The sequence below is a fragment of the Mycobacterium sp. genome (genome assembly GCF_036488105.1).
In the GTDB taxonomy this organism is placed as follows: Bacteria; Actinomycetota; Actinomycetes; order Mycobacteriales; family Mycobacteriaceae; genus Mycobacterium.
On the sequence record NZ_DASXHW010000337.1, the window covers coordinates 34,125 to 54,735 of the forward strand.

At 65.8% G+C, this 20,611-nt stretch carries 22 protein-coding genes; 6 read left to right on the forward strand and 16 right to left on the reverse strand.

The features are described from left to right. Nucleotides 1-648, reverse strand: coding sequence for an SDR family NAD(P)-dependent oxidoreductase (locus tag VGH54_RS18095; RefSeq protein WP_331513453.1), 648 nt, complete (start codon nt 646-648; stop codon nt 1-3). A gap of 145 nt (nt 649-793) precedes the next feature. On the opposite strand from VGH54_RS18095, the gene VGH54_RS18100 reads away from it, so the two are divergent. Then, nucleotides 794-1,330, forward strand: coding sequence for a helix-turn-helix domain-containing protein (locus VGH54_RS18100; protein ID WP_331513454.1), 537 nt, complete (start codon nt 794-796; stop codon nt 1,328-1,330). Here VGH54_RS18100 and VGH54_RS18105 read toward each other — a convergent pair. Then, nucleotides 1,327-2,679: an FAD-binding oxidoreductase gene (locus VGH54_RS18105; protein ID WP_414688740.1), complete on the reverse strand. Its 1,353-nt coding sequence runs from the start codon at nt 2,677-2,679 to the stop codon at nt 1,327-1,329. The two genes, VGH54_RS18100 and VGH54_RS18105, sit on opposite strands and share 4 nt — an antisense overlap. A gap of 46 nt (nt 2,680-2,725) precedes the next feature. Between VGH54_RS18105 and VGH54_RS18110 the strand changes: the two genes are divergently transcribed. Beyond that, complete coding sequence (locus tag VGH54_RS18110; RefSeq protein WP_414688741.1) at nt 2,726-3,613, forward strand: alpha/beta hydrolase; 888 nt, start codon at nt 2,726-2,728, stop codon at nt 3,611-3,613. Here VGH54_RS18110 and VGH54_RS18115 read toward each other — a convergent pair. Continuing rightward, complete coding sequence (locus VGH54_RS18115; RefSeq protein ID WP_331513456.1) at nt 3,610-4,383, reverse strand: SDR family oxidoreductase; 774 nt, start codon at nt 4,381-4,383, stop codon at nt 3,610-3,612. The genes VGH54_RS18110 and VGH54_RS18115 overlap by 4 nt on opposite strands. Nucleotides 4,384-4,405: 22 nt before the next feature. After that, nucleotides 4,406-5,062: a TetR/AcrR family transcriptional regulator gene (locus VGH54_RS18120; protein ID WP_331513457.1), complete on the reverse strand. Its 657-nt coding sequence runs from the start codon at nt 5,060-5,062 to the stop codon at nt 4,406-4,408. 144 nt (nt 5,063-5,206) lie between these two features. Between VGH54_RS18120 and VGH54_RS18125 the strand changes: the two genes are divergently transcribed. After that, nucleotides 5,207-5,338, forward strand: coding sequence for a hypothetical protein (locus VGH54_RS18125; protein ID WP_156751530.1), 132 nt, complete (start codon nt 5,207-5,209; stop codon nt 5,336-5,338). A 47-nt stretch (nt 5,339-5,385) separates the two neighbouring features. On the opposite strand, the gene VGH54_RS18130 is transcribed toward VGH54_RS18125, so the two are convergent. The 4 genes from VGH54_RS18130 to VGH54_RS18145 are packed head-to-tail and all read right to left on the reverse strand — an operon-like array spanning nt 5,386 to nt 8,818. After that, nucleotides 5,386-6,810, reverse strand: a complete 1,425-nt coding sequence (locus VGH54_RS18130; protein ID WP_331513458.1) for an NAD(P)(+) transhydrogenase (Re/Si-specific) subunit beta — start codon at nt 6,808-6,810, stop codon at nt 5,386-5,388. Next, the gene (locus VGH54_RS18135; RefSeq protein ID WP_331513459.1) at nt 6,807-7,136 is read right to left on the reverse strand and encodes an NAD(P) transhydrogenase subunit alpha; all 330 of its coding nucleotides are present in this window, start codon (nt 7,134-7,136) and stop codon (nt 6,807-6,809) included. Before VGH54_RS18135 ends, VGH54_RS18130 begins: the two co-directional genes overlap by 4 nt. Before the next feature lie 8 nt (nt 7,137-7,144). Continuing rightward, nucleotides 7,145-8,296 (reverse strand): Re/Si-specific NAD(P)(+) transhydrogenase subunit alpha, encoded by a 1,152-nt coding sequence (locus VGH54_RS18140; protein WP_331513460.1) that lies wholly within the window; start codon nt 8,294-8,296, stop codon nt 7,145-7,147. Nucleotides 8,297-8,356: 60 nt separating this feature from the next. Then, nucleotides 8,357-8,818: a nuclear transport factor 2 family protein gene (locus VGH54_RS18145; RefSeq protein ID WP_331513461.1), complete on the reverse strand. Its 462-nt coding sequence runs from the start codon at nt 8,816-8,818 to the stop codon at nt 8,357-8,359. A 67-nt stretch (nt 8,819-8,885) separates the two neighbouring features. Between VGH54_RS18145 and VGH54_RS18150 the strand changes: the two genes are divergently transcribed. From VGH54_RS18150 to VGH54_RS18160, 3 genes are all read left to right on the forward strand, one after another. Beyond that, on the forward strand, nt 8,886-10,097 hold the full coding sequence (locus VGH54_RS18150) for an acyl-CoA dehydrogenase family protein (protein WP_331513499.1): 1,212 nt from the start codon (nt 8,886-8,888) through the stop codon (nt 10,095-10,097). 1 nt (nt 10,098) lies between these two features. Beyond that, complete coding sequence (locus VGH54_RS18155; RefSeq protein ID WP_331513462.1) at nt 10,099-10,920, forward strand: tyrosine-protein phosphatase; 822 nt, start codon at nt 10,099-10,101, stop codon at nt 10,918-10,920. A gap of 375 nt (nt 10,921-11,295) precedes the next feature. Beyond that, complete coding sequence (locus VGH54_RS18160; RefSeq protein WP_331513463.1) at nt 11,296-12,774, forward strand: PE-PPE domain-containing protein; 1,479 nt, start codon at nt 11,296-11,298, stop codon at nt 12,772-12,774. 85 nt (nt 12,775-12,859) lie between these two features. On the opposite strand, the gene VGH54_RS18165 is transcribed toward VGH54_RS18160, so the two are convergent. From VGH54_RS18165 to VGH54_RS18200, 8 genes are all read right to left on the reverse strand, one after another. Then, entirely contained in the window at nt 12,860-13,828 is a 969-nt protein-coding gene (locus tag VGH54_RS18165; RefSeq protein WP_331513464.1) for an NADPH:quinone oxidoreductase family protein, read from the reverse strand. Nucleotides 13,829-13,838: 10 nt separating this feature from the next. Further along, nucleotides 13,839-14,702: an SDR family oxidoreductase gene (locus tag VGH54_RS18170; RefSeq protein WP_331513465.1), complete on the reverse strand. Its 864-nt coding sequence runs from the start codon at nt 14,700-14,702 to the stop codon at nt 13,839-13,841. A gap of 35 nt (nt 14,703-14,737) precedes the next feature. Continuing rightward, the gene (locus tag VGH54_RS18175; RefSeq protein WP_331513466.1) at nt 14,738-16,174 is read right to left on the reverse strand and encodes an aldehyde dehydrogenase family protein; all 1,437 of its coding nucleotides are present in this window, start codon (nt 16,172-16,174) and stop codon (nt 14,738-14,740) included. 137 nt (nt 16,175-16,311) lie between these two features. Beyond that, nucleotides 16,312-17,250 carry a class I SAM-dependent methyltransferase gene (locus VGH54_RS18180; RefSeq protein ID WP_331513467.1) on the reverse strand — a complete coding sequence of 313 codons (939 nt, stop codon included), beginning with the start codon at nt 17,248-17,250 and terminating at the stop codon, nt 16,312-16,314. A 34-nt stretch (nt 17,251-17,284) separates the two neighbouring features. Beyond that, the gene (locus tag VGH54_RS18185; protein WP_331513468.1) at nt 17,285-18,235 is read right to left on the reverse strand and encodes a class I SAM-dependent methyltransferase; all 951 of its coding nucleotides are present in this window, start codon (nt 18,233-18,235) and stop codon (nt 17,285-17,287) included. A gap of 56 nt (nt 18,236-18,291) precedes the next feature. Then, nucleotides 18,292-18,936, reverse strand: a complete 645-nt coding sequence (locus tag VGH54_RS18190) for a TetR/AcrR family transcriptional regulator (protein WP_331513469.1) — start codon at nt 18,934-18,936, stop codon at nt 18,292-18,294. Nucleotides 18,937-19,006: 70 nt separating this feature from the next. Next, entirely contained in the window at nt 19,007-19,978 is a 972-nt protein-coding gene (locus tag VGH54_RS18195; protein WP_331513470.1) for a pirin family protein, read from the reverse strand. A 60-nt stretch (nt 19,979-20,038) separates the two neighbouring features. Then, nucleotides 20,039-20,587: a DNA starvation/stationary phase protection protein gene (locus VGH54_RS18200; protein WP_331513471.1), complete on the reverse strand. Its 549-nt coding sequence runs from the start codon at nt 20,585-20,587 to the stop codon at nt 20,039-20,041. Nucleotides 20,588-20,611: the final 24 nt, after the last annotated feature.

The following is a 20,611-nucleotide window of genomic DNA, read 5'->3' on the forward strand; positions in this document are numbered from 1 at the left end:
TTAGAGCAACTTCTTTCGTAATTGTGTGCTCTGGCGTCGATCTCGGCGCGCCAGGGAGGACGCCGGAACAGGCGGAATCAGGTCGACGACCCGCAGATGCCTTCGGTCCGGTGCACATATCGCCGCGGCGATCACGCGGCCCACGTCGTCGGGCGGTACGTGCCCGGTGGACCGCACGACCGAGGCTCGCACCCCAGTCCCGACGAACTCGGCGTCCAGACCACTGACCCACGCGTCGAGCATCCGATGCGCGCCGGCCGGCGATGCCCCGATCAGCTCTGGGCTGAGCAGCACCACGTCACCACGGCCTATGTCGATCATCGGCGTAACAAGTTGTGTCACAAGGTGTTGCGCGCCTACCCAAGATCTATCGGCAATACCGGCGCTGCTGACCAGGGCATCGACGGCGCCTACCAGGTAGTCGGCGGACCGCATGAAACGATCGATGGAAAGCGGCTCCCTGAGATCCAGGTGAGCGGCGAACACGGCAGCGCCACCGGACCGAAGACCGGCAGCGAACTCCTCGCAGATGTGGGTACGGCGGCCGCCCATCAACACCAGGTGCCCACCGGCGGCCAACCGGGCCGCCGTCGCCAAACCGACGGGCGACGAGGCCTCGGTGATGACGACCGTCCTGGACTCGCTCACGACGGACCCCGATCAATCTCGGCCTGCCCGGCTAAACTCTGGTGGTCAACTACCTCAGGTGGGGACGAAAACGCCCTGGCCGGGGAACATGGCAGTGACACGAAAACAGCGTGACACTTCGGGTTTATTTTGTAAAGTTTGGTGCATGGAGCAGACGCCCACCCTCGAGGGTGACATCTCGACTCAGCAGCGGATCCTTGCCGCCACGGCCGAGGTGCTCGGCCGCAACGGCAAGCGCAAGCTCAGCCTGTCCGATGTCGCTGTTCAGGCCGGGGTGTCCAGGCCGACGCTCTACCGCTGGTTCGCGTCCAAAGAGGATTTGCTCTCGGCATTCTCCCAGTACGAACGGCTGACTTTCGAAAGCGGCATGGGCCGGGCGACAGCCGGCCTCAAAGGTGCCGAAAAGCTCGATGCGGCGCTGCGGTTCATCGTCGACTACCAGCACTCGTACACCGGTGTGCGGATGGTCGACATCGAGCCCGAGCATGTCATCAACCAGTTCTCGAACGTAATCCCGCAGATGCGCGATGGTCTGCAGCGCCTGATACCCGGTCCCAACGCCGCGGTCAAGGCTGCTACCGCAATCCGAGTCGCGTTCTCGCACTACATGATTCGCAGCGACGACGCAGACGAGTTTCTGGCTCAGCTGCGCCACGCGGTCGGTATCAAGGGCGCCGACTAGTCGAACAGCACCGCGGCGTTGAGGTAGCCGGTGGGGTCGAACGCCGTTTTCAGGGCTCGCATCGCCGCGATGTCGGCGGCCTCACGTGACATGCCGACGTAGCCGCGTTTGCGGCTACCGACCCCGTGTTCGGAACTGACGTTGCCGCCGCATTCCGCGATCAGCTCCATCATCGCGGCGTACAGATCGCGCTCCTGCTCGTCGCTGCAGCGCAGCACATTCAGATGCAGGTTGCCCTCACCGATGTGCCCGAACAACACGCCGATGGCATCGGCGGCGTGCCGTTCGACCAGCGCCGTGGCGTCGCGGGCGAACGCGGGTATCACGGACAATGGCAGCGACACGTCGAACTTCAGTGGTGGTCCGAACAATCCGACCACCTCGGTCAACGATTCACGAGACCGCCAAAGCCGTTGTTGCGCAGCGAGATCAACGCCAACCGCAGGTTCACCAGAGGTCTGCACGCCCTCCAGCGCGTCGGCCAGTCGCTCGCTCTGATCGATGTCGGACGCCAGTTCCACCAGCAGCAGCCACTCTCCGCGCACCGGCGGCGGCGCGCCGAGATGTTCCCCGGCCAGTGCGCTGGCCCGCCCGTCGATCAGTTCCAGCGCCGCGATGCCGTCCATGTCGCGAAACAACCGGCCGGCGTCGACCAGCGCGGCCAGATCGTCGAAGCCGCAGACGGCGGTCACCCGATGCGGCGGATCCGGGTGCAGCCGCAGGTCGAGCGCGGTGATCACGCCCAGTGTTCCCTCGGCGCCGACGAACAGTGCCGGCAGATCGTAGCCGGTGTTATCGGCCCGCACCCGCGAGTGCCGTCGCACCACCGACCCGTCTGGCAGTGCCACGTCCAACCCTATGACCTGGTTGCCCATGTTGCCGTAACGCACCGTGCGCAGACCGCCGGCGTTGGTCGATGCCATGCCGCCGACGGTCGCGGTGTCGCGGGCAGCCAGGTCGACGCCGAACACCAGGCCGGCCGCGTCGGCCGCGCGCTGCACCGTGGCCAGGGTGGCCCCTGCCCCGGCCTCCACCCGACGTTCGGTGGCATCGACATCGCCTACGGCGCTGAGCCTTTCGGTCGACAGCAACACGTCGTCGTGTTCGGGCACGGTGCCGGCCACCAACGACGTCCGGCCGCCCTGGATCGTCACGTGCACCCCGGCGTCGCGGCACAGCTGCAGAACGCCGGCCACTTCGTCGGCCGAACCCGGCCGCACCAGGGCGCTCGCGTGGCCACGGTAGCGGCCGGTGTAATCGACGCTGCGGCCGGCCAGCACGTCGGGATCGGTGCTGAGATACTTCGTCCCCACCAGCGACGACACCTGCTGCAGCACGCGCCCGGCCATCCCGTGGGTCTATCACATCGCCGAGTCGCCGTGCAGGATGAGTGTCATGCAGCGTGAGGATGTCTGGTTCAACTCCGGCAGCGACCGGATCAGCGCGTGGTTGTATCGGCCGGCCAGCGACGGTGACGCACCGCTTTTGGTGATGGCTCACGGGCTGGGCGCGGTACGCACGATGCGACTGGATGCCTACGCCGAGCGCTTTCGCGAGGCCGGTTATGCCTGCCTGGTGTTCGACTACCGCAACTTCGGCGACAGCGAAGGAGCACCACGTCAACTGCTCGATATCCGAATGCAGTTGCAGGACTGGATGGTTGCGGTGGCCTATGCGCGCACGCTGCCCGGGATCGATCCGAATCGAATTGGGCTGTGGGGTACCTCGTTCAGCGGCGGCCACGTAATCGCCACCGCGGCAAGGCTTCCGGGAATCGCGGTGGTCGTCGCGCAATGCCCGTTCACCGACAGCGTCGCCTCGCTGGGCGCGGTGGACCCGCTGATCAGCGCTCGCCTCACGGCCCTGGCGGCGCGCGACCTGATCACCGCCCGCTTCGGCGGGACACCGGTGATGGTGCAGACCGCCGGGCTTCCGGGCGAAGTCGCGCTGATGACCGCCCCGGACGCCTACCCCGGCTTTCTGGGCCTGGTGCCCGACGGCGTCGAGCTGCGCAACGAGGTCGCCGCGCGGATCGGCTTGAAGCTGTTGCCCTACCGGCCGGGTCGGCTCGCGGCGAAGGTGCCCTGCCCAATCTTGTTCTGCGTCTGTGAAACCGACACGGTCGCGCCGTCAGGTCCGACCCGCCGCTACGCGGCGACGGCACCCCGCGGCGAGATCAAGCTCTACCCGGAAGGGCATTTCGAGATCTATGTCGGCGACGCTTTCGAGCGTGTCCTCGCCGACCAACTCGAGTTCCTCGAGCGGAATCTGCTGAAGGCCTAGCGGATGACGCTGACGCCACCGTCCACCGGAATCACCGCGCCGGTGATGTAGCTGCTGGCCCGGCTGGCGAGGAAGACCGCGATACCGGCCATATCGTCGGGCTGGCCGATGCGGCCGAGCGGAAAGCCTGAACCGACGGCGTCCGAACCCGCCCGCAACAGCTCTTTGGTCATCCGGGATTCGAAGAGCCCAGGCGCGATCGCGTTGACCAGAATCCGCGGCGCCAGCTCCCCGGCGAGGTGCTGGGTCAGCATGTGGACCGCGGCCTTGCTGGCGCTGTAGGAGAAGTTGTCCCGGCCGCGCCCGGGCGGAACGATGCCGTCGATGCTGCCGGTGTTGATGACGCGGGCCGGGTCGCCCTCGGTTGCGCCGGCAGTGAGCATCGGCACCAGCGCGCGGGTCAGCAGGAAGACACCTTTGACGTTGACGTCGAAGACCTTGTCGAAGCCGGATTCGGGAAACTCGCCCAACGGCGCACCCCACGCCGCGCCGGCGTTGTTGTACAGCGCGTGCACCGCGTCCGTCCGCTCGGCGAGGTCGGCAACCAGCGCCTGCACTCCGTCGACAGTGCCCAGATCGGCGGGAATGGCCTGCACCGGACCATGTGCCGACAATTCGGCGACGGCGGCGTCCAGCTCGGCCTTTTTACGGCTGGACAGGTATACCGTCGCTCCGGCTTGCAGCAGTCCGCGCGCCATCATCACGCCGATGCCGCGGCCGCCGCCGGTGACCACGGCGACCTTTCCGTCCAGGCGAAACATGTCAGTCATGGTGATCAGTCTCTTCGACGGCTCAGGAACGACGGGCGGCTGTACCGATTTCGGTTCCGACGCCCAACGGTGACTCCACCCGGACCGCCTCGTCGCGGATCAGACCCCGCAGCAGTGCGGTGCTGAACTCGGCGGCGATCTCCTTGGCGCTGCGTCGTCCGCTCGGCCGAAGCCATCGGTACGCGCCGAGCGTCATCCCGATGTAGCCGAGCGCCAGGACGTGCGAGTCGCATTCATAGAACTCGCCGCTGGCGACGCCCCGGTCGATCAGACCGTGCACGTGTTCGTAGACCTGGGTTTCCTTCTCGCGGACCGCGGCAACCTGTTCCTCGGTGAACCATTCGGTGATGTACGGCTGTTCCTGGAAATACACCGCCGCGCCTTCTGGGTTGCCGGCGATCCCGGTCAGCAGCCGCACGGTGTACTGGTAGAGCGCCTCGCGGGCCGACATCGAAGGATCGTCGTGCACGGCGGTCAGGGTGCGTTCGGCGGCCTGCTGATAGATGTCGTAGAGAATCAGCGACTTGCTGGCGTAGTAGTGGTAGACGGTGGCCTTGTTCAGCCCGACCACGTCGGCCACGTCGTCCATCCGGGTGCCGTGGTAGCCGCGTGCGGCGAACAACTTGGTGGCAACAACCAGCAGCTCCTCGCGGCGGGTGCGCCCGTTCTCGGATGGCATGTTTACTCGCTATCAGCAGTCCGGGGCTGCCCGGAGTCAATCAACTAGTTGGGTAGTCTAGGCAACACGGCAGTTCACTGTTGCGCGTTACCCGCCAGGACTAGACTTCGGCGTGGAACACGTCCCGACTCGAGAGGTAGTCAGATGCAACCGGATCCTGATCCCAGCTACGACTTTTCCGACGAACTCGAGTTCTACTTCAAGTACCTGCCGTGGGGCCTGCGGGGCGTCACCGACGGCCAGGGCTACCCGCCGCCGGCGTATCCGCCCGTCTAAACGCAGCCTTCGTCGAGAACAGGTAAGGGCCGTTACGGCCCCCGCGGCTACAGCGCCTTCAGCTCCTCAGCGACTTCGCTCACCGATTTCTTCGCGTCCCCGAACAGCATCGTGGTGCCCTCGCCGTAGAACAGCGGGTTGTCGATGCCGGCGAATCCGGAGTTCATCGACCGCTTGAGCACGATCACCGATTTCGCCTTGTCCACGTTGAGGATCGGCATGCCGTAGATCGGGCTGGACGCGTCGTTGCGGGCCGCCGGGTTGGTCACGTCGTTGGCGCCGATGACGATCGCGACGTCGGTGCGGCCGAACTCGTCGTTGATGTCGTCCATGTCCTTCATCGCGTCGTAATCGACCTCGGCCTCGGCCAGCAGCACATTCATGTGTCCGGGCATCCGCCCGGCGACCGGGTGGATCGCGTACTTCACCGCGACACCCTTGTCCTCCAGCAGCGACGCCATGTCCTTGACGGCGTGCTGGGCCTGCGCGACGGCCAGCCCGTAGCCCGGGACGACGATCACCTGGTTGGCGTAGGCCATCTGGATCGCGGCGTCGGCAGCCGAGGTCGCCCTGACGGTCTTGTCGCCGGTGTCGCCGCCACTCGGTGCCACACCGCCGCCGCCGAACCCGCCGGCGACGATCGCCGGGATGGAACGGTTCATCGCCTTGGCCATCAGGTTGGTCAGGATCGAGCCGGACGCGCCGACGATCATGCCCGCGACGATCATCGCGGTGTTGTTCAGCGCCAGACCCGCCGCGGCGGCCGACAACCCGGTCATCGCGTTGAGCAGCGAGATCACCACGGGCATGTCGGCGCCGCCGATGGGCAGCACCACCATCAGACCCAGTGCACCCGCGGCGGCCAGCAGGCCGATCATCCACCACAGCGGTACCCCGCCGGTGTCGGGATGCGCGCCCAGGCCGATCACGATCGCGGCAGCGATCGCCGCGGCCAGCAGCAGTAGGTTGATCGGTTGCTGCAACTTGCCGAACCCGATCGGCGAGCCGGAGATGATCTCCTGCAACTTGCCGAACGCGATGATCGATCCCCAGAACGAGATCGACCCGATGATCGCGGCGAACAGCGACGCCACCACGATGTGCGCGGTCGGTGACTCGCCGTGCTCGAAGGCCGAAAAGCCCTTCGTCTCCATGAAATCCGCCAGCGCGATCAGCGCAACCGTGCCACCGCCGACGCCATTGAAGAACGCCACCAGCTGCGGCATGGCGGTCATCTTGGTGAAGCGAGCCGGCGGAACACCCAGCACCACGCCCACCACCAGACCCGCGATGATCCATATCCACTGGTCGGTGTGCCGGATCTTGATCAGCGTGGCCGTCACGGCCAGCGCCATACCGACCGCGGCGATCAGGTTGCCGCGCACCGCCGTCTTGGGGCCGGTCAGACCCATCAAGCCGTAGATGAAAAGCGCGAACGAGATGACGTAGAGGCTGATCACCAGGTAGTTCATTTGGCGACCGCGTCTTCCGTTTTCGCCGGCACAGGCTTCTTTTTGCCCTTGAACATGCCCAGCATACGGTCGGTGACGATGAAACCGCCGATGACGTTCAGCGTGCCGAACACGACGGCCACGAACAGGATGATCTTCACCGCCAGCGACGGGTGCTCAACCTCGCCGAACACCACCAGGGCGCCGAGCACGACGATGCCGTGGATGGCGTTGGTGCCCGACATCAGCGGGGTGTGCAGCGTGTTGGGCACTTTCGAGATCACCGCGAACCCGACGAATCCCGACAACACCAGGATCGCCAGGTTGGACAGCAGTTCGTCATACATCCCGTGCATTAGGAGTCCTCCCTCGCCTCATTGCGCCGCTGCTGCGCATCGCTGCGCTCTGCATCGTCGCCAGCGGCTGTCTCGCGGGTCACACATGAATCCGCGATGACTTGGTCGTCGAAGTCCGGGGCCAGCGTGCCGTCGGTGATCAGCAGGTCCAGCAGCGCGGTGATGTTCTTGCTGTAGAGCTCGCTGGCGTGCTCGGGCATGGTCGCCGGCAGGTTCAGCGGTGAGGCGATCGTGACGTCGTGCTTGACGACGACCTGCCCCGGCTCGGTGAGCTCGCAGTTGCCGCCGGTTTCGCCGGCCAGATCGACGACCACGCTGCCGGGCTTCATCGCCTCGACCGCGGCCGCGGTCACCAGCTTGGGCGCGGGCCGGCCCGGGACCAGGGCCGTGGTGATCACGACGTCGAAGCCGCTGATCGCGTCCTCCAGCGCCTTCTGCTGCCGCGCCCGTTCCTCCTCGGTGAGTTCGCGGGCGTAGCCGCCTTCGCCGGCGGCGTCGATGCCGATGTCCAGCCATTGCGCGCCGACCGAGCGGACCTGGTCGGCCACTTCGGGTCGCACGTCGTAGCCGGTGGTGCGTCCGCCGAGTCGTTTGGCCGTCGCCAGGGCCTGCAGCCCGGCCACGCCGACGCCGAGCACCAGCACGGTGGCCGGCTTCACGGTTCCGGCGGCGGTGGTCAACATCGGGAAGAACCGGGTCGACTCCGAGGCCGCCAGCAGCACAGCCTTGTATCCGGCGACGTTGCCCTGCGACGACAACGCGTCCATCGCCTGCGCCCGCGATATCCGCGGAATGGCCTCCAGCGCGAACGCCTGCACACCGGCCGCCTTGAGCGCACCGATCGAGTTCTCGGCGTTACGGGGCGCCAAAAAGCCGATCAGCGTCTGGCCGCTGTGCAGCTTGCCGACCTCATCGGCGGTGGGCGGTGCCACCTTGACGACCACATCGGCGGCCCAGGCGTCGCCGATGGTGGCTCCGGCCTCGGTGTACAGCGAGTCGGGAAGCAACGCTCGCTCGCCGGCACCCGCCTGCACTACGACTGCGACCCCGCTCTTCACCAGCGGCGCGATTGCCTTCGGGACCAGCGCGACCCGTCGCTCGTCGGCCCCCGACTCGGCGACCACCCCGACCGTCGTCTGCGTTTGTGTCATGGCGTCCGCATCTACTTCCTGTACTCCCTACCCCGGTAGATCGGCAACAACCCTAACCGGTCACCAAAGTGGAAAGTCCCGGCCGTGCTCCGCCGGCACCCGAGGGCCAAAGTATCGCCGCTGGGACTCGTCGATCGCGACGTCGTTGATGCTGGCCTCTCGTCGGCCCATCAGGCCGGCGTCGTCGAACTCCCACAGCTCATTGCCGTAGCTGCGCCACCACTGACCGGAGGCGTCGCGGCACTCGTACTGGAACCGGACCGCGACGCGGTTGTCGTGAAAACTCCACAGGCTCTTGCGCAGCGCGTAGTCGAGTTCGCGCTGCCATTTGCTGGTCAAGAACGCCACGATCGCCACGCGGCCGACGAGGTGCTCGCCCCGGTTCCGCCACTGCGAGTCGACGGTGTAGCCGAGGCTCACCCGCTCCGGATCGCGGCTGTTCCAGGCGTCCTCGGCGGCTTGAACCTTCTGGATCGCCGTCTCATAAGTGAACGGCGGCAACGGTGGGCGGGTGTCAGTCATAACGTTCATCCTGCCCCCGGTGTGCCCCCGCCGCGGGTGGCTTATCGTGGCCGTCATGGACTTCGCAATGTCAGCCAAAGGCAACGACTACCACAAGCGGCTGAGCGAGTTCATCACCGATTACGTCTTCCCCGCCGAAGCGGAGTACGACAAGTACCGCGAGGAAGTCGGCCCGCACGATCACACCGTTCCGCCGATCATCGAGGAACTGAAGGTCAAGGCGAAGGCCGCCGGCCTGTGGAACCTGTTCCTACCGTCGGAATCCGGGCTGACCAACCTGGAGTACGCGCCGTTGGCCGAGCTGACCGGATGGTCTCTGGAGATCGCGCCCGAGGCGATCAACTGCGCGGCGCCGGACACCGGCAACATGGAGACCCTGCACCTGTTCGCCACCGAAGAGCAGCGCAAGCAGTGGCTGGAGCCGTTGCTGAACGGCGAGATCCGCAGCGGCTTCTCCATGACCGAGCCCGCCGTCGCCAGCAGCGACGCCCGCAACATCGAAACCTCGATCGTGCGCGACGGCGCCGACTACGTCATCAACGGCCGTAAGTGGTGGACGTCGGGAGCGGCGGATCCGCGCTGCAAGATCCTGATCGTGATGGGCCGGACCAACCCTGAGGCGGCCAGCCACCAGCAGCAGTCGATGGTCCTGGTGCCGATCGACACCCCGGGCGTGACCGTGGTGCGTTCCACCACGGTATTCGGGTACCAGGACCAGCCCGGGCACTGCGAGATCATCTACGACAACGTCCGGGTGCCGGCCACCAACCTGCTCGGTGAAGAGGGCTCCGGATTCGCGATCGCCCAGGCCCGACTCGGGCCGGGTCGCATCCACCACTGCATGCGCGCGCTGGGTGGCGCGGAACGTGCGCTGGCGCTGATGGTGAACCGGGCGAACACCCGGATCGCATTCGGCCGGCCGCTGGCCGACCAGGGTCTGGTGCAGCAGGCAATTGCCCAGTCACGCAACGAGATCGACCAGGCCAGGCTGCTGTGCGAGAAGGCGGCATGGACCATAGACCAGCATGGCAACCGCGCGGCCCATCTGCTGGTTTCCCAGATCAAGGCGGTGGCGCCCCAGATGGCCTGCAATGTCATCGACCGCGCCATCCAGGTGCACGGGGCGGCCGGGGTCAGCGAGGACACGGTACTGGCCCGGATGTACGCCTGGCAGCGCGCGATGCGCATCTTCGACGGACCCGACGAGGTGCACATGCGGTCGATCGCCCGCGCTGAGATCGGCCGGGATAGAAGCGCTTTCGCTGCGGCGGTCACCTAAGGTGGCAACCGACGTGCGAGATCTACAGGGGGCCTGGAACTTTCGCGACGTCGCCGACACCACCGGCGTACTGCGGCCCGGTCGGCTCTTCCGGTCCGGCGAACTGAGCGAGTTGGGTGACGAAGGCCGTCACGAGCTACGCCGTTTGGGCGTCACCGATGTCGCCGATTTGCGTTCGCGTAGTGAGGTATTGCGACACGGTCCCGGCCTGGTCCCGGACGGTGTCGACGTTCATCTCTTGCCCATCCCGGACCTCGCGCCCGACGAGGTCAACCCGGATGGTGAGGCACCCCACGAGCACGCATTCAAGCGGCTACTGGAAGACAAGCCCGACGACGAGCCGGTCAGCGACGCCGCCACTCGCTACATGGTCGACGAGTACAGCAGGTTCCCGACCTACCCCGGAGCACAGCAGGCACTGCACCGCGTCGTGAGCCTTTTGGCAGAGGGGCGCACGGTGCTCGCGCACTGTTTCGCCGGCAAGGACCGCACCGGTTTCACGGTTGCCCTGGTGCTTGAGGCCGCCGGTGTCGACCGCGACGCGATCGTGGCCGACTTCCTGCAAAGCAATCGGGCCGTCCCGCATTTACGGGAGCGGATCCTGAACGCGATCCGCGAGCGGTCCGACGTCGCCATGACACCGGAACTGATCTCGGTCACCGAGGCGCGGCTGTCCGAAGAGGTTCTCGGTGTGCGCGCGGAATACCTCGACGCTGCACGGCGCACTATCGACGACAACTTCGGCTCTCTCAACGGCTACTTCCGCAGCGCGGGCATCACTGCAGCCGATGTGACGCAGTTGCGCGACGCGCTGCTGGGCTGAGTACACCAGGTACACCGCTCACAGCGTCACTCTCGCAACACGAGCCAAAGCTTGGGTATGGCGTGCTTTTCAAGGGTCGGCGCATGCGATAGCACCGCAAGGGCTGATATCGCCCGTGCTCTCGTTTTAGAAGACAACACGACCCCAAAGCCAGTGACTACAGGACTTTTGAGGTGTATGAGGCCCTCCAAACTGTTGAAACAGAAACTTAATTTTCACCAACGAAAACCTGTGTGTTTCTCAGACATATGTCCCCAACCGGAGTAGAACATATGTCGAATACCCGCGCCGCTGGGGCCGCATCGTGCCCTGACGACTAACAGTCCGGAAGGTCGCACAATGTCAGGACGCACACTTTGTCTCACGGGTCTGGGAATGGTCGCCACCGCTGGTGCCGGCGTCCTGAGCATGGCAGCCATGCTGAACTCGGGTTATGCACACGCTGATGACCTCGGGTTGGTGATGGGCGGTAGCGGCTTGCCGATTCCCGGATCCCTGTATGTCGGAGCAGCCGACCAGCTCTACCTCGACAACCCGTTGACGAAGCTCTACCCCAACCTCGACTTCTACCAAGCCGCTGCGTCCCCCCCATTCGGAAACGGTCTGTTCACCCCGGAGGGGCTCTATCCACTGACCGGCGTTCATACCTTGCTGCTCAACTACCCCCTTGATCCTGGCACTGGGTTGCCAGACCTCAGCACCTCGGTAGGCCAGGGTGCCGACATCCTGGACAGCACCATCCTCGGCAACCCCAACGACACCTCGATCGTGTTCGGCTACTCGCAGAGTTCGACGCTGTCCGGAATTGCCATGGAGCATCTCGATCCGTCGGGCACGCCCCAGACGGGCCCTGACGCGCCGCAATTCCTGCTGATCGCCGACCCCAGCGCTCCCAACGGCGGGCTGCTAGAGCGCTTCAATGGTTTCGAAACCTTAATGGGGCACACCACCGTCGACCCATTGAGCCTGCCGAGTCTGGGGTTGAGCTTCGACGGCGCCACCCCCTCCAATGACTTCGTCACCAACATGTATTCGCTGGAATACGACGGCTTCACCGACTTCCCGCGCTACCCGCTGAACTTCTTGTCCGACCTCAACGCGTTCCTGGGCATCGAGACGCTGCACGGAACGTACCTGAACGGCGGCGTGGCCGGCAGCGGCCCGACGGCAGAACAGATTGCCAACGCGATTCTGTTGCCCGGGTCCTCACTATCCGGCACCACGGACAGCCTCACCAACTACTACATGATCGACGAGACCGCACCGCTGGTGTCGCTGCTGCCGAAATCGCTGCAAGAATTGCTGGGGCCAGACCTGACGTATCTGATCAACCTGGGTTACGGCGACGGCACCCTCGGTTACTCCGCGACGGTCGATTCACCGGCGAACGTGCCCACCCCGTTCGGGCTGGCCCCCGACGTCAGCGCGACCACCGAGTTCAACACTCTAGTCACCCTTACGGAGCAAGGCATCCAGAACTTGATGACCAACACAGACCCGTACGCGGCGGCGGCCACCGCGCCCGCATCGGCCGGGGCGGAAGCCGCCACCGCCATCCCAGCGGCCACACCAACGATCACCGACATCGCCAACGCCTTCTCCAGTGCGCTGTCGACGGCTTACTCGGTTTTCCTGCCGCTGCAAGATATCTCGAATGCCCTGTCGACCAGCGTTCCGGCCTACGACCTCTCGCTGTTCACCGCCAACCTGGCCACCGGCGACTATACGGACGCCTTTGGGCTGCCGATCGCGGCGAACACCGCGCTGGAAACCCTGGCCGCCGGTTTCGCGACCGAGGTCATCTCCAGTGCGGCCTCGCAGATAGCGGCCGACTTCGCGGCTATCGGGTTATGACGCCGAGAAAGAAAGGCGCCGCCAACCATTGAGGGGTACCGAACGCGCCGCCACCGTTCTGCCGGGGCGGCGTGTTCCGTAAGTCCTAGGGCTCCAGCACAACCTTGCCGAACACCCCACCGTCGGCCAGGGACTGCAGCGCGTCACGGCCTTTCGACAGTGGATACCGTTGCGGCGGTGGAGGTTTCAATCCGGCCGCCACCAGCTGGTTGAGACCCGAGGCGAACAGCCCCGCCGAGCCGGGAACCTGATGCAGATATTCGCCCCAGGCGACGCCGAGCACGCCGACGTTGCGCAGCAGCAGCCGGTTGACCTTGACCGTCGGAATCGATCCCGCGGCGAAGCCGATCACCAGTAGCTTGCCGTCAATGGCCAGTACCCGGACCGCATCGTCGAAGGCCTGCCCGCCGACCGGGTCGACCACGATGTCCACGCCGCGTCCGCCGGTGTGTTCGCGGACCGCCGGAGCCCAGCCGTCGGCCAGCGGCAGCACCACGTCGGCACCCAGCGACTCGACGAATTCCGTTGCGCTCGTGCGGTGTACCACCGCGATGACCTTGCTCGCGCCCATCGCCCGGGCCACCTGGATGGCCGCGGTGCCCACACCGCCCGCCGAACCCAACACCAGCACGCTGTCGCCGCGCCGCATGGCGGCCCGCCGGGCCAGCGCGAAGTACATGGTGTTGTAGTTCACCAGCAGCGACACCGCTTCGGCGTCGTCGAGTTCGGCCGGGCTGCGAGTCACGTTGGCCATCGGCGCGAGCACCTGCTCGGCGAAGCCGCCCAGCACACCGAACGCCGAAACCCGATCCCCTACTTTGAATTCGGAGTCCTCCGGTGCCCAATCGACAACGCCGGCCGCCTCCATCCCGGGGATGAACGGCGGCGGCAGCTTCAGCTGGTACTCGCCCTTGCTCAGCAGCAGGTCTGGAAAGCAGACCCCTGCGGCGCGGACACCGATGACCAGGACGTCGTTGTTTCCAGCGACGTCCTGCACATCGGTATAGACAAGACCGTCCGGACCTGAAAGCTCCTGTACAACACAGGCTTTCATGCAGTCCCGATCAACGGATCGAGAAGTTGGCCGCCTTAGCCCCGGACAAGTCGTCGATCTCGCCCCAGTGCGAGGCGATGTCGTCGACCGAGGGCGGCGTCTTGAAGGTGACGCCCTCGTTCTGGAACAGCGCGGTGCGCTGCACCTTGCCGCCACCGACGATGAAGATCGAACCGGAGTCGGGCACCTCTTCGGTGACCAGATAAGCCACCACCGGCGCGACGAAATCCGGCGTGAGGTTCTTCAGCACCTCCGGCGGCAGGATGTCCTCGGTCATCCGGGTGGCCGCAATCGGCGCCAGCGCATTGGCTTTGATGTTGTACTTGGCGCCTTCTTGGGCCAGCGTGTTGATCAAGCCGACCAAACCCAGCTTGGCTGCGCCGTAGTTGGCCTGACCGAAGTTGCCGAACAGCCCACTGGTGGAGGTGGCGACGAGCACGCGACCGTAGCTCTGCTCGCGGAAGTGCGGCCAGGCGGCGCGGACGACGTTGTAGCCGCCGTAGAGGTGCACCTTAAGAACGGAATCCCAGTTTTCGAACGACATCTTGTGGAAAGTGCCGTCGCGCAGGATGCCGGCGTTGCTCACCACGCCGTCGATCTTGCCGAACTCATCGAGAGCGGTCTTGATGATGTTCTCGGCGCCCTCGGCCTCGGCAACGCTGTCGTAGTTGGCGACCGCACGGCCGCCGGCGTCCTTGATTTCTTTGACGACCTCGTCGGCCATGTTGTGTCCGGCGCCGGTGCCGTCGCGGGATCCGCCGAGGTCGTTGACCACGACGCTGGCGCCTTCCTTGGCGAGGGTCAGCGCGTATTCGCGACCCAAGCCACCGCCGGCTCCCGTGACGACGACAACACGATCCTGCACTCCTGGCACTGGTGTTCCTCTCCTCGGTTAGGCCGGCGCCGATGTCAGATCAGCTTGCGCGCCAGCTTCCACGCCTTATCTGTATACGGGGGGTACATGAATGAGATGACGTCGGGTCGGGTCGGCTTGGTCATCACTGCCTTTTTGTGGCTGAACCCCTCGAACCCGTACTTGCCGTGGTAAGCACCCATGCCCGACGCTCCGACGCCGCCGAACGGCAGCTTGTTTGTGGCGAAGTGGAACATCAGGTGGTTGACCACCATGCCGCCGGCCGGTACCTCCCTGATCACTCGCTCACGGATGCTCTTGGTCTTGGTGAACAGATACGCCGCCAGCGGCTTCGGCCGTGAGTTGACGAAACTAATTGCGTCATTGAGGGATTGGACGGTCACGACGGGCAAAATCGGGCCGAAGATCTCGTCGGTCATCAGCGGCTCGTCGACGGCCGGATCAATCACAACGGTCGGCTGAATTTTCAGGCTGGACGGGTCCGAGCCACCACCGATGGCGACCGTGCCCTTGGTCGCGGCGAGTGCGGTGGTGAGGCGGTTGAAGTGTCGCTCGTTGACGATCCGCTTACCACCGCTGGCGTTCTCGGCCTCGAACCCGGTGACCGCCTTCTTGATTTCGTCGACGAGCTTGTCGCGGATGGGCGCCTCGGCCAGGACGTAGTCGGGTGCGATGCAGATCTGCCCGGAGTTGATCAACTTGGTCCACGCGATCCGCTTCGCGGCCACCTTGATGTCGGCGTCCTTCGACACGATGACCGGGCTCTTGCCGCCGAGCTCCAGGGTGACCGGCGTCAGATGCGACGCCGCGCCCTCGTACACCTTGCGCCCGATCTCGGTGCCGCCGGTGAACAGCAGGTGGTCGAAGCCCTGTGCGATGAGCTCCTGGCTCACGGCGCCATCGCCTTCGATGACGGCGATCGCATCGGGGTCCAGATACTTGGGAACTAGTTCGGCCATCAGCGCCGACGATGCCGGGCAGACCTCGGACGGCTTTAGCACCAAAGCGTTGCCTGCGGCGATGGCGCCGACGGCAGGACCGAGCGTCAGCACGAACGGGAAATTCCATGCGCCGATGATCAGCACGGTGCCGTAGGGCTCGTATTCAATCCATCCGAGTCCCGGCAACTGGGACCGTTCCAGCAGGCGATATTTGCGACGCATCCATTTGCGCACGTTCTTCGCCGCATCCCTGGCTTCGCCGGCGGTGCTGGCGATGTCGGCCATCCACGCCTCGAAGGGCGACCGCCCGAGATCTTTATCGAGAGCATCGGCGATCGCCGTTTCGTTCTCGACCATCAGCCGCTCGAGGGCGCGCAACTGCTCCTTGCGCCACTCCAGATTGCGGGTGCGACCAGTGGCGAACGTCCGGCGAAGCCGTGCGACCGTCTTGGCCACATCGGAGCCGGCAGCCGGGGCCGCGGGTGCAGCTGGTGCGGTGGTTTCGGTGGCGTGGGTGGCTTCGGTGGTCATGGGGATTCCCTTCCTCGACCGGCGGAAGCCCAATCCTAATCAACCATCCAGGTGGGCAACAGGTGCCCTCAGCGATCGCGGCCGATCGCGATCATGGCGTCTCAGCGGCGGCGAACACGGTCACCGTCCGCCACGGGTCATTCGCGTTCGGCGGTCACGAACTGCGAGAACGCATCCCGGTCGTCACCCAACGGCACGCCTTCGACCCAGCGGTCCAGCCGGCGCATCTCGTCGCCGGAGTTCTGCCCGCTGGCCCGCCAGCCGTGGTCGTTGAGCCAAGCGGCGACGTCGGCCCGATCGTCGTCCCGATAAATCAGGTCCTGAATGTCGACCGTCCGCTCGATGCCGAGTTTGGCGGCCACCCGGTCGAGGCGCTCCCGCATCTCCTTGCGGCGGTCGTCGGCGTGATTGGCCGCGGTCTCGGCGGCGACCCGACTGCCCGGTGCGCTCAATTCGGTGATCTGGGCGAACAGCCGGTCCTGAGCCTCGGCGGGCAGATACATCAGCAGCCCCTCGGCCAGCCATGCCGTCGGCGCCTTCGGGTCGAAGCCTTCGGCGATCAGGGCAGCCGGCCAGTCCTGACGCAGGTCGATCGCCACCTCGTGGCGGTCGGCCGACGGAGTCGCGCCGTGTGCCGCCAGCGTCGCCGACTTGTACTCCAGCACCTTGGGCTGGTCGATCTCGTACACCGTGGTGCCGACCGGCCAGTCCAGCCGATAGGCGCGAGAATCCAGCCCCGAGGCCAGGATCACCACCTGCCTGATACCAGCCGCCACCGCCCTGGCGAAATGGGCGTCGAAGAAGTGCGTGCGCACCGCTTGATAGCCGCGCATGTGCTCGAAGATCGCCGCCGCCTCCGCGTCGATTTCCTGCACCTTGGTGAGCAGTGAGTCGTCCAGCATCCTTTCCCACACACCGGTGCCGGCCTCGCTGACCAGCACCCTCGCGTAGGGGTCCCGGATCAGCGGGTCGGGCTTGTTGGTTTCGGCGGCGCGGGCTGCGGCCACCATGACCGCGGTGCTGCCGACGCTGGTGGCAATGTCCCAAGTGTCGTCGTGGCTGCGCAAGGTGCTCATCGCGCTCCTGCCTCCTGCTGAATGCGGTTGGTGATCAATGGGTCGCGCCGAGTTCGGCGCGCAACAGCTTGGTGGTGAAGGCTTCGTCAGCGAGGTCCGCGGGAATCGGCCGGCCCAGCCGCTCCATCTCATCGGCGCTGCTGACCGCGGTCACCTGCCAACCGTGCTCGGTGAGCCACTCTGCGGCGTCGGCCCGGCCGCTCTCCTGGTAGGTCAGGGTTTCGACGTTGATGTCCAGGCCGAGACGTTGACGCATCCGGTCGAAGCGTGCCCGCCGCGCGACGCGACGGGCTTCGTTGTCGGCGGCGCCCAGGCTGAACGCTTCGACGGCCACCCGGCTACCGGGCGCGCTCAACCCCGTCAGGATCTCGAACAACCGGTCCTGCGCTTCGGCCGGTAGATACGGCAGCAGGCCCTCGGCCAGCCAGGCGGTCGGTTGGCCGGGGTCGAAACCCGCTGCCGTCACCGCACCCGCCCAGTCGTCGCGAAGGTCGACCTGAACGGTTCGGCGGGCGGCGGTCGGAGCGGCGCCGGCCGACTCCAGCGTGGTCGTTTTGTAGTGGACCACCTGCGGCTGGTCGATCTCGAAGACGGTGGTGCCGGCGGGCCAGTCCAGCCGGAAGGCCCGCGAGTCCAGCCCCGCCGCCAGGATCACCACCTGCCGGATTCCGGCGCCGGCGGCCTCGGCGAAGTAGGAGTCGAAGTAGTGCGTGCGCACGGCCTGATAATCGATGGCCAGTCGGTGTGCCCGTCGCCCGTGGTCGTCGTCGCCGATCCAGTCCAGCGAGCTGGCCAACCGCGCCCATGGCTGCCCGGCCGTAGCGACCAGCAGGTAGGCGAACTGGTCGCGGATCAGCGGATCAGCCGCCCCTGTCTCGACGGCGCGGGCCGCGGCCACGCTCAAGGCGGTGGCGCCCACGCTTTCGGTGATGTCCCAGCTGTCGCCGTCGGTCCGGATCGAGCTCGCGTTGTGTACACCAGTCATAACGCCGTCGATGTTACCTAATAACTTAGGCAATCTATATGGTTGTGTGCGCTACATCACTGCACTTGGTCGGTCCGCCGGGTGAGGCTGCGGGCCAGCATCAATTTCAGTTGATCGGTGACGGGGTCGAGCTCGTGGCGGCTGCCGATGAAACCGGCATAGAAGCCCACGCCCAACAGCACCGCCAGCAGCATCTCGGTGAGCGCCGAGGCGTCGGTGTCCGCATCCAACTCGCCTCGCTGGATTCCGTCGTTGATCGCCCACAACAGAAACGCCCGGGTGGTGCTGACCGAGTCGGTTCCGGGCCGGCTCAGCTCGGGGTGGCGTTGCGACTCCAGCGTCGCCGTGATCAAGAACGCGGCAGCCGTTGGGTTTTCGATGTCTGAATCGATCGCGCCTTCGATGAACGCGGACACCTGGCCGGTCAGCGTCGTCTCACCTCGCGCCCGCTGCACGCTGGCGGCGACCATGGCACTGTTGGTCTCCTCCAACACCTGCCAATACAAGACGCGTTTATTTGCGAAGTAGTGATTGATCGCCGGCCGGGTCAGGTCGGCCCGGATCGCGATGGCCTGAAAGGTGGCGGCGTCATAACCGCGTTCGCTGAACACCTCGCGAGCAGCACGCAGAATGCGCTTACGCGTTTCGGCCGCCTTTGCTGCGGGGGGGCGACCCGGCCCCCGGCTCGCGGGCTGCACCACAGCATGAATTGTGCCACAGCTCACACTGCTGCCCGCCGAGTCGAGAGAACCGGTAGTTAGCCAGCGGGCGCTACGTCGCGCGGTGCGGCATCAATCCGTTGGGCGGGACGCTGCCGAACTTGCCGGCCTGGAAGTCCTCGACGGCCTGGACGACCTCCGCCTTGGTGTTCATCACGAACGGGCCGTAATGGAACACCGGCTCACGGATCGGCCTGCCGCCGAGGATAAGTACCTCCAGAGCGGGGACCCGCGACTCCTGCGAGGCGGCGGCGTTGACGGTGATCCGGTCACCAGGACCCAGGACCGCCAGCTGACCGTGCTGCAACGGATGCGCGATCGGCCCAACGGAGCCATGCCCGGCGAGAACGTAGACCAGTGCGTTGTAGTCCCGGTTCCACGGGATGCTCAGCCGAGCCCCTGGTTGAATCGTGGCGTGCGCCATAGTGATTGGAGTGTGCGTCACACCGGGCCCGCTGTGACCGTCGATCTGGCCCGCGATGACGCGGATCAGTGCGCCGCCGTCGTCGGAGGACAGCAGGGCGACGTCGGGGCCTTCGATGGCCTGGTATCGCGGCGTGGCGAACTTGTCCTTCTTCGGCAGGTTCACCCAGAGCTGGATGCCGTGAAACATCCCACCGCTCTCGACGAGTTCTGCCGGCGGCGTTTCGATGTGCAGGATGCCGGAACCCGCCGTCATCCACTGGGTAGCTCCGTCGGCGATCAGCCCGCCGCCACCGTGTGAATCCTGGTGCGCGAACCGACCGTCGATCATGTAGGTGACCGTCTCGAAGCCGCGGTGCGGGTGCCAGTCCGTGCCGCGGGGTTCGCCGGGCTGGTATTCCACCTCGCCCATCTGGTCCATGTGGACGAACGGATCGAGGGCAGCGCTGCTGACGCCGGCGAAGGCCCGGACCACCGGGAATCCTTCGCCCTCGTGGCCGCGGGGTCCGGTCGTGATCGAGCGGACCGGACGTTCGGTATCGATGGGGCCGGCCGCGGACACTCGCGGCAAGGCCAGTGTGTCTGCGGTGATCGCGGGCATCTGCAGCCTCCTTATGCTTCCGATACCCGCTATAACCGGACCGCGGTCCGATTATTCCACTCAGCCCTTGCTGCGGGCAGACTTCGCCGCCGACTTCTCGGTCGACGTGCCCTTGTGAGCTAACCCCCCGCCGGCGTTCTCCAAGTGCGCACGCACGAACCACTGGAACTTCTCCAGCTCGGCGCAGTGGCCGATCAGGATGTCCTGGGTTACCGGATCCAGCTTCTCGGTTTCGTCGATCCCCTTGCGGGTGTCCTCGATGACGCCGTTGTAGACCAGGTCGAGTGCGGCCAGGTGCGCCTGCACGGTGTCGCGGCCGACCGAGTAGTCGTCCCAGGTGCGGTCTTTGAGAATCGAGCCCGGGGTGCCCTGCGGCGATCCACCCAGAGTCGCGATCCGCTCGGCCACTTCGTCGGCATAACCGCGGACCAACTCCACTTGCGGATCGATCATCTCGTGCACCCCAATGAAGTTGGGGCCGACCACATTCCAGTGGACATGCTTGAGTGTCAGATGAAGGTCGTTGTAGGTGCTCAATTGCTTCTGCAGCAGGTCAGCGACCTTGGTTCCCTGCTTGTCGGTCAAGCCCGGAACGGTGAATTGGGTCATGGCTTCCTCCCTGAAGGTCGTCCC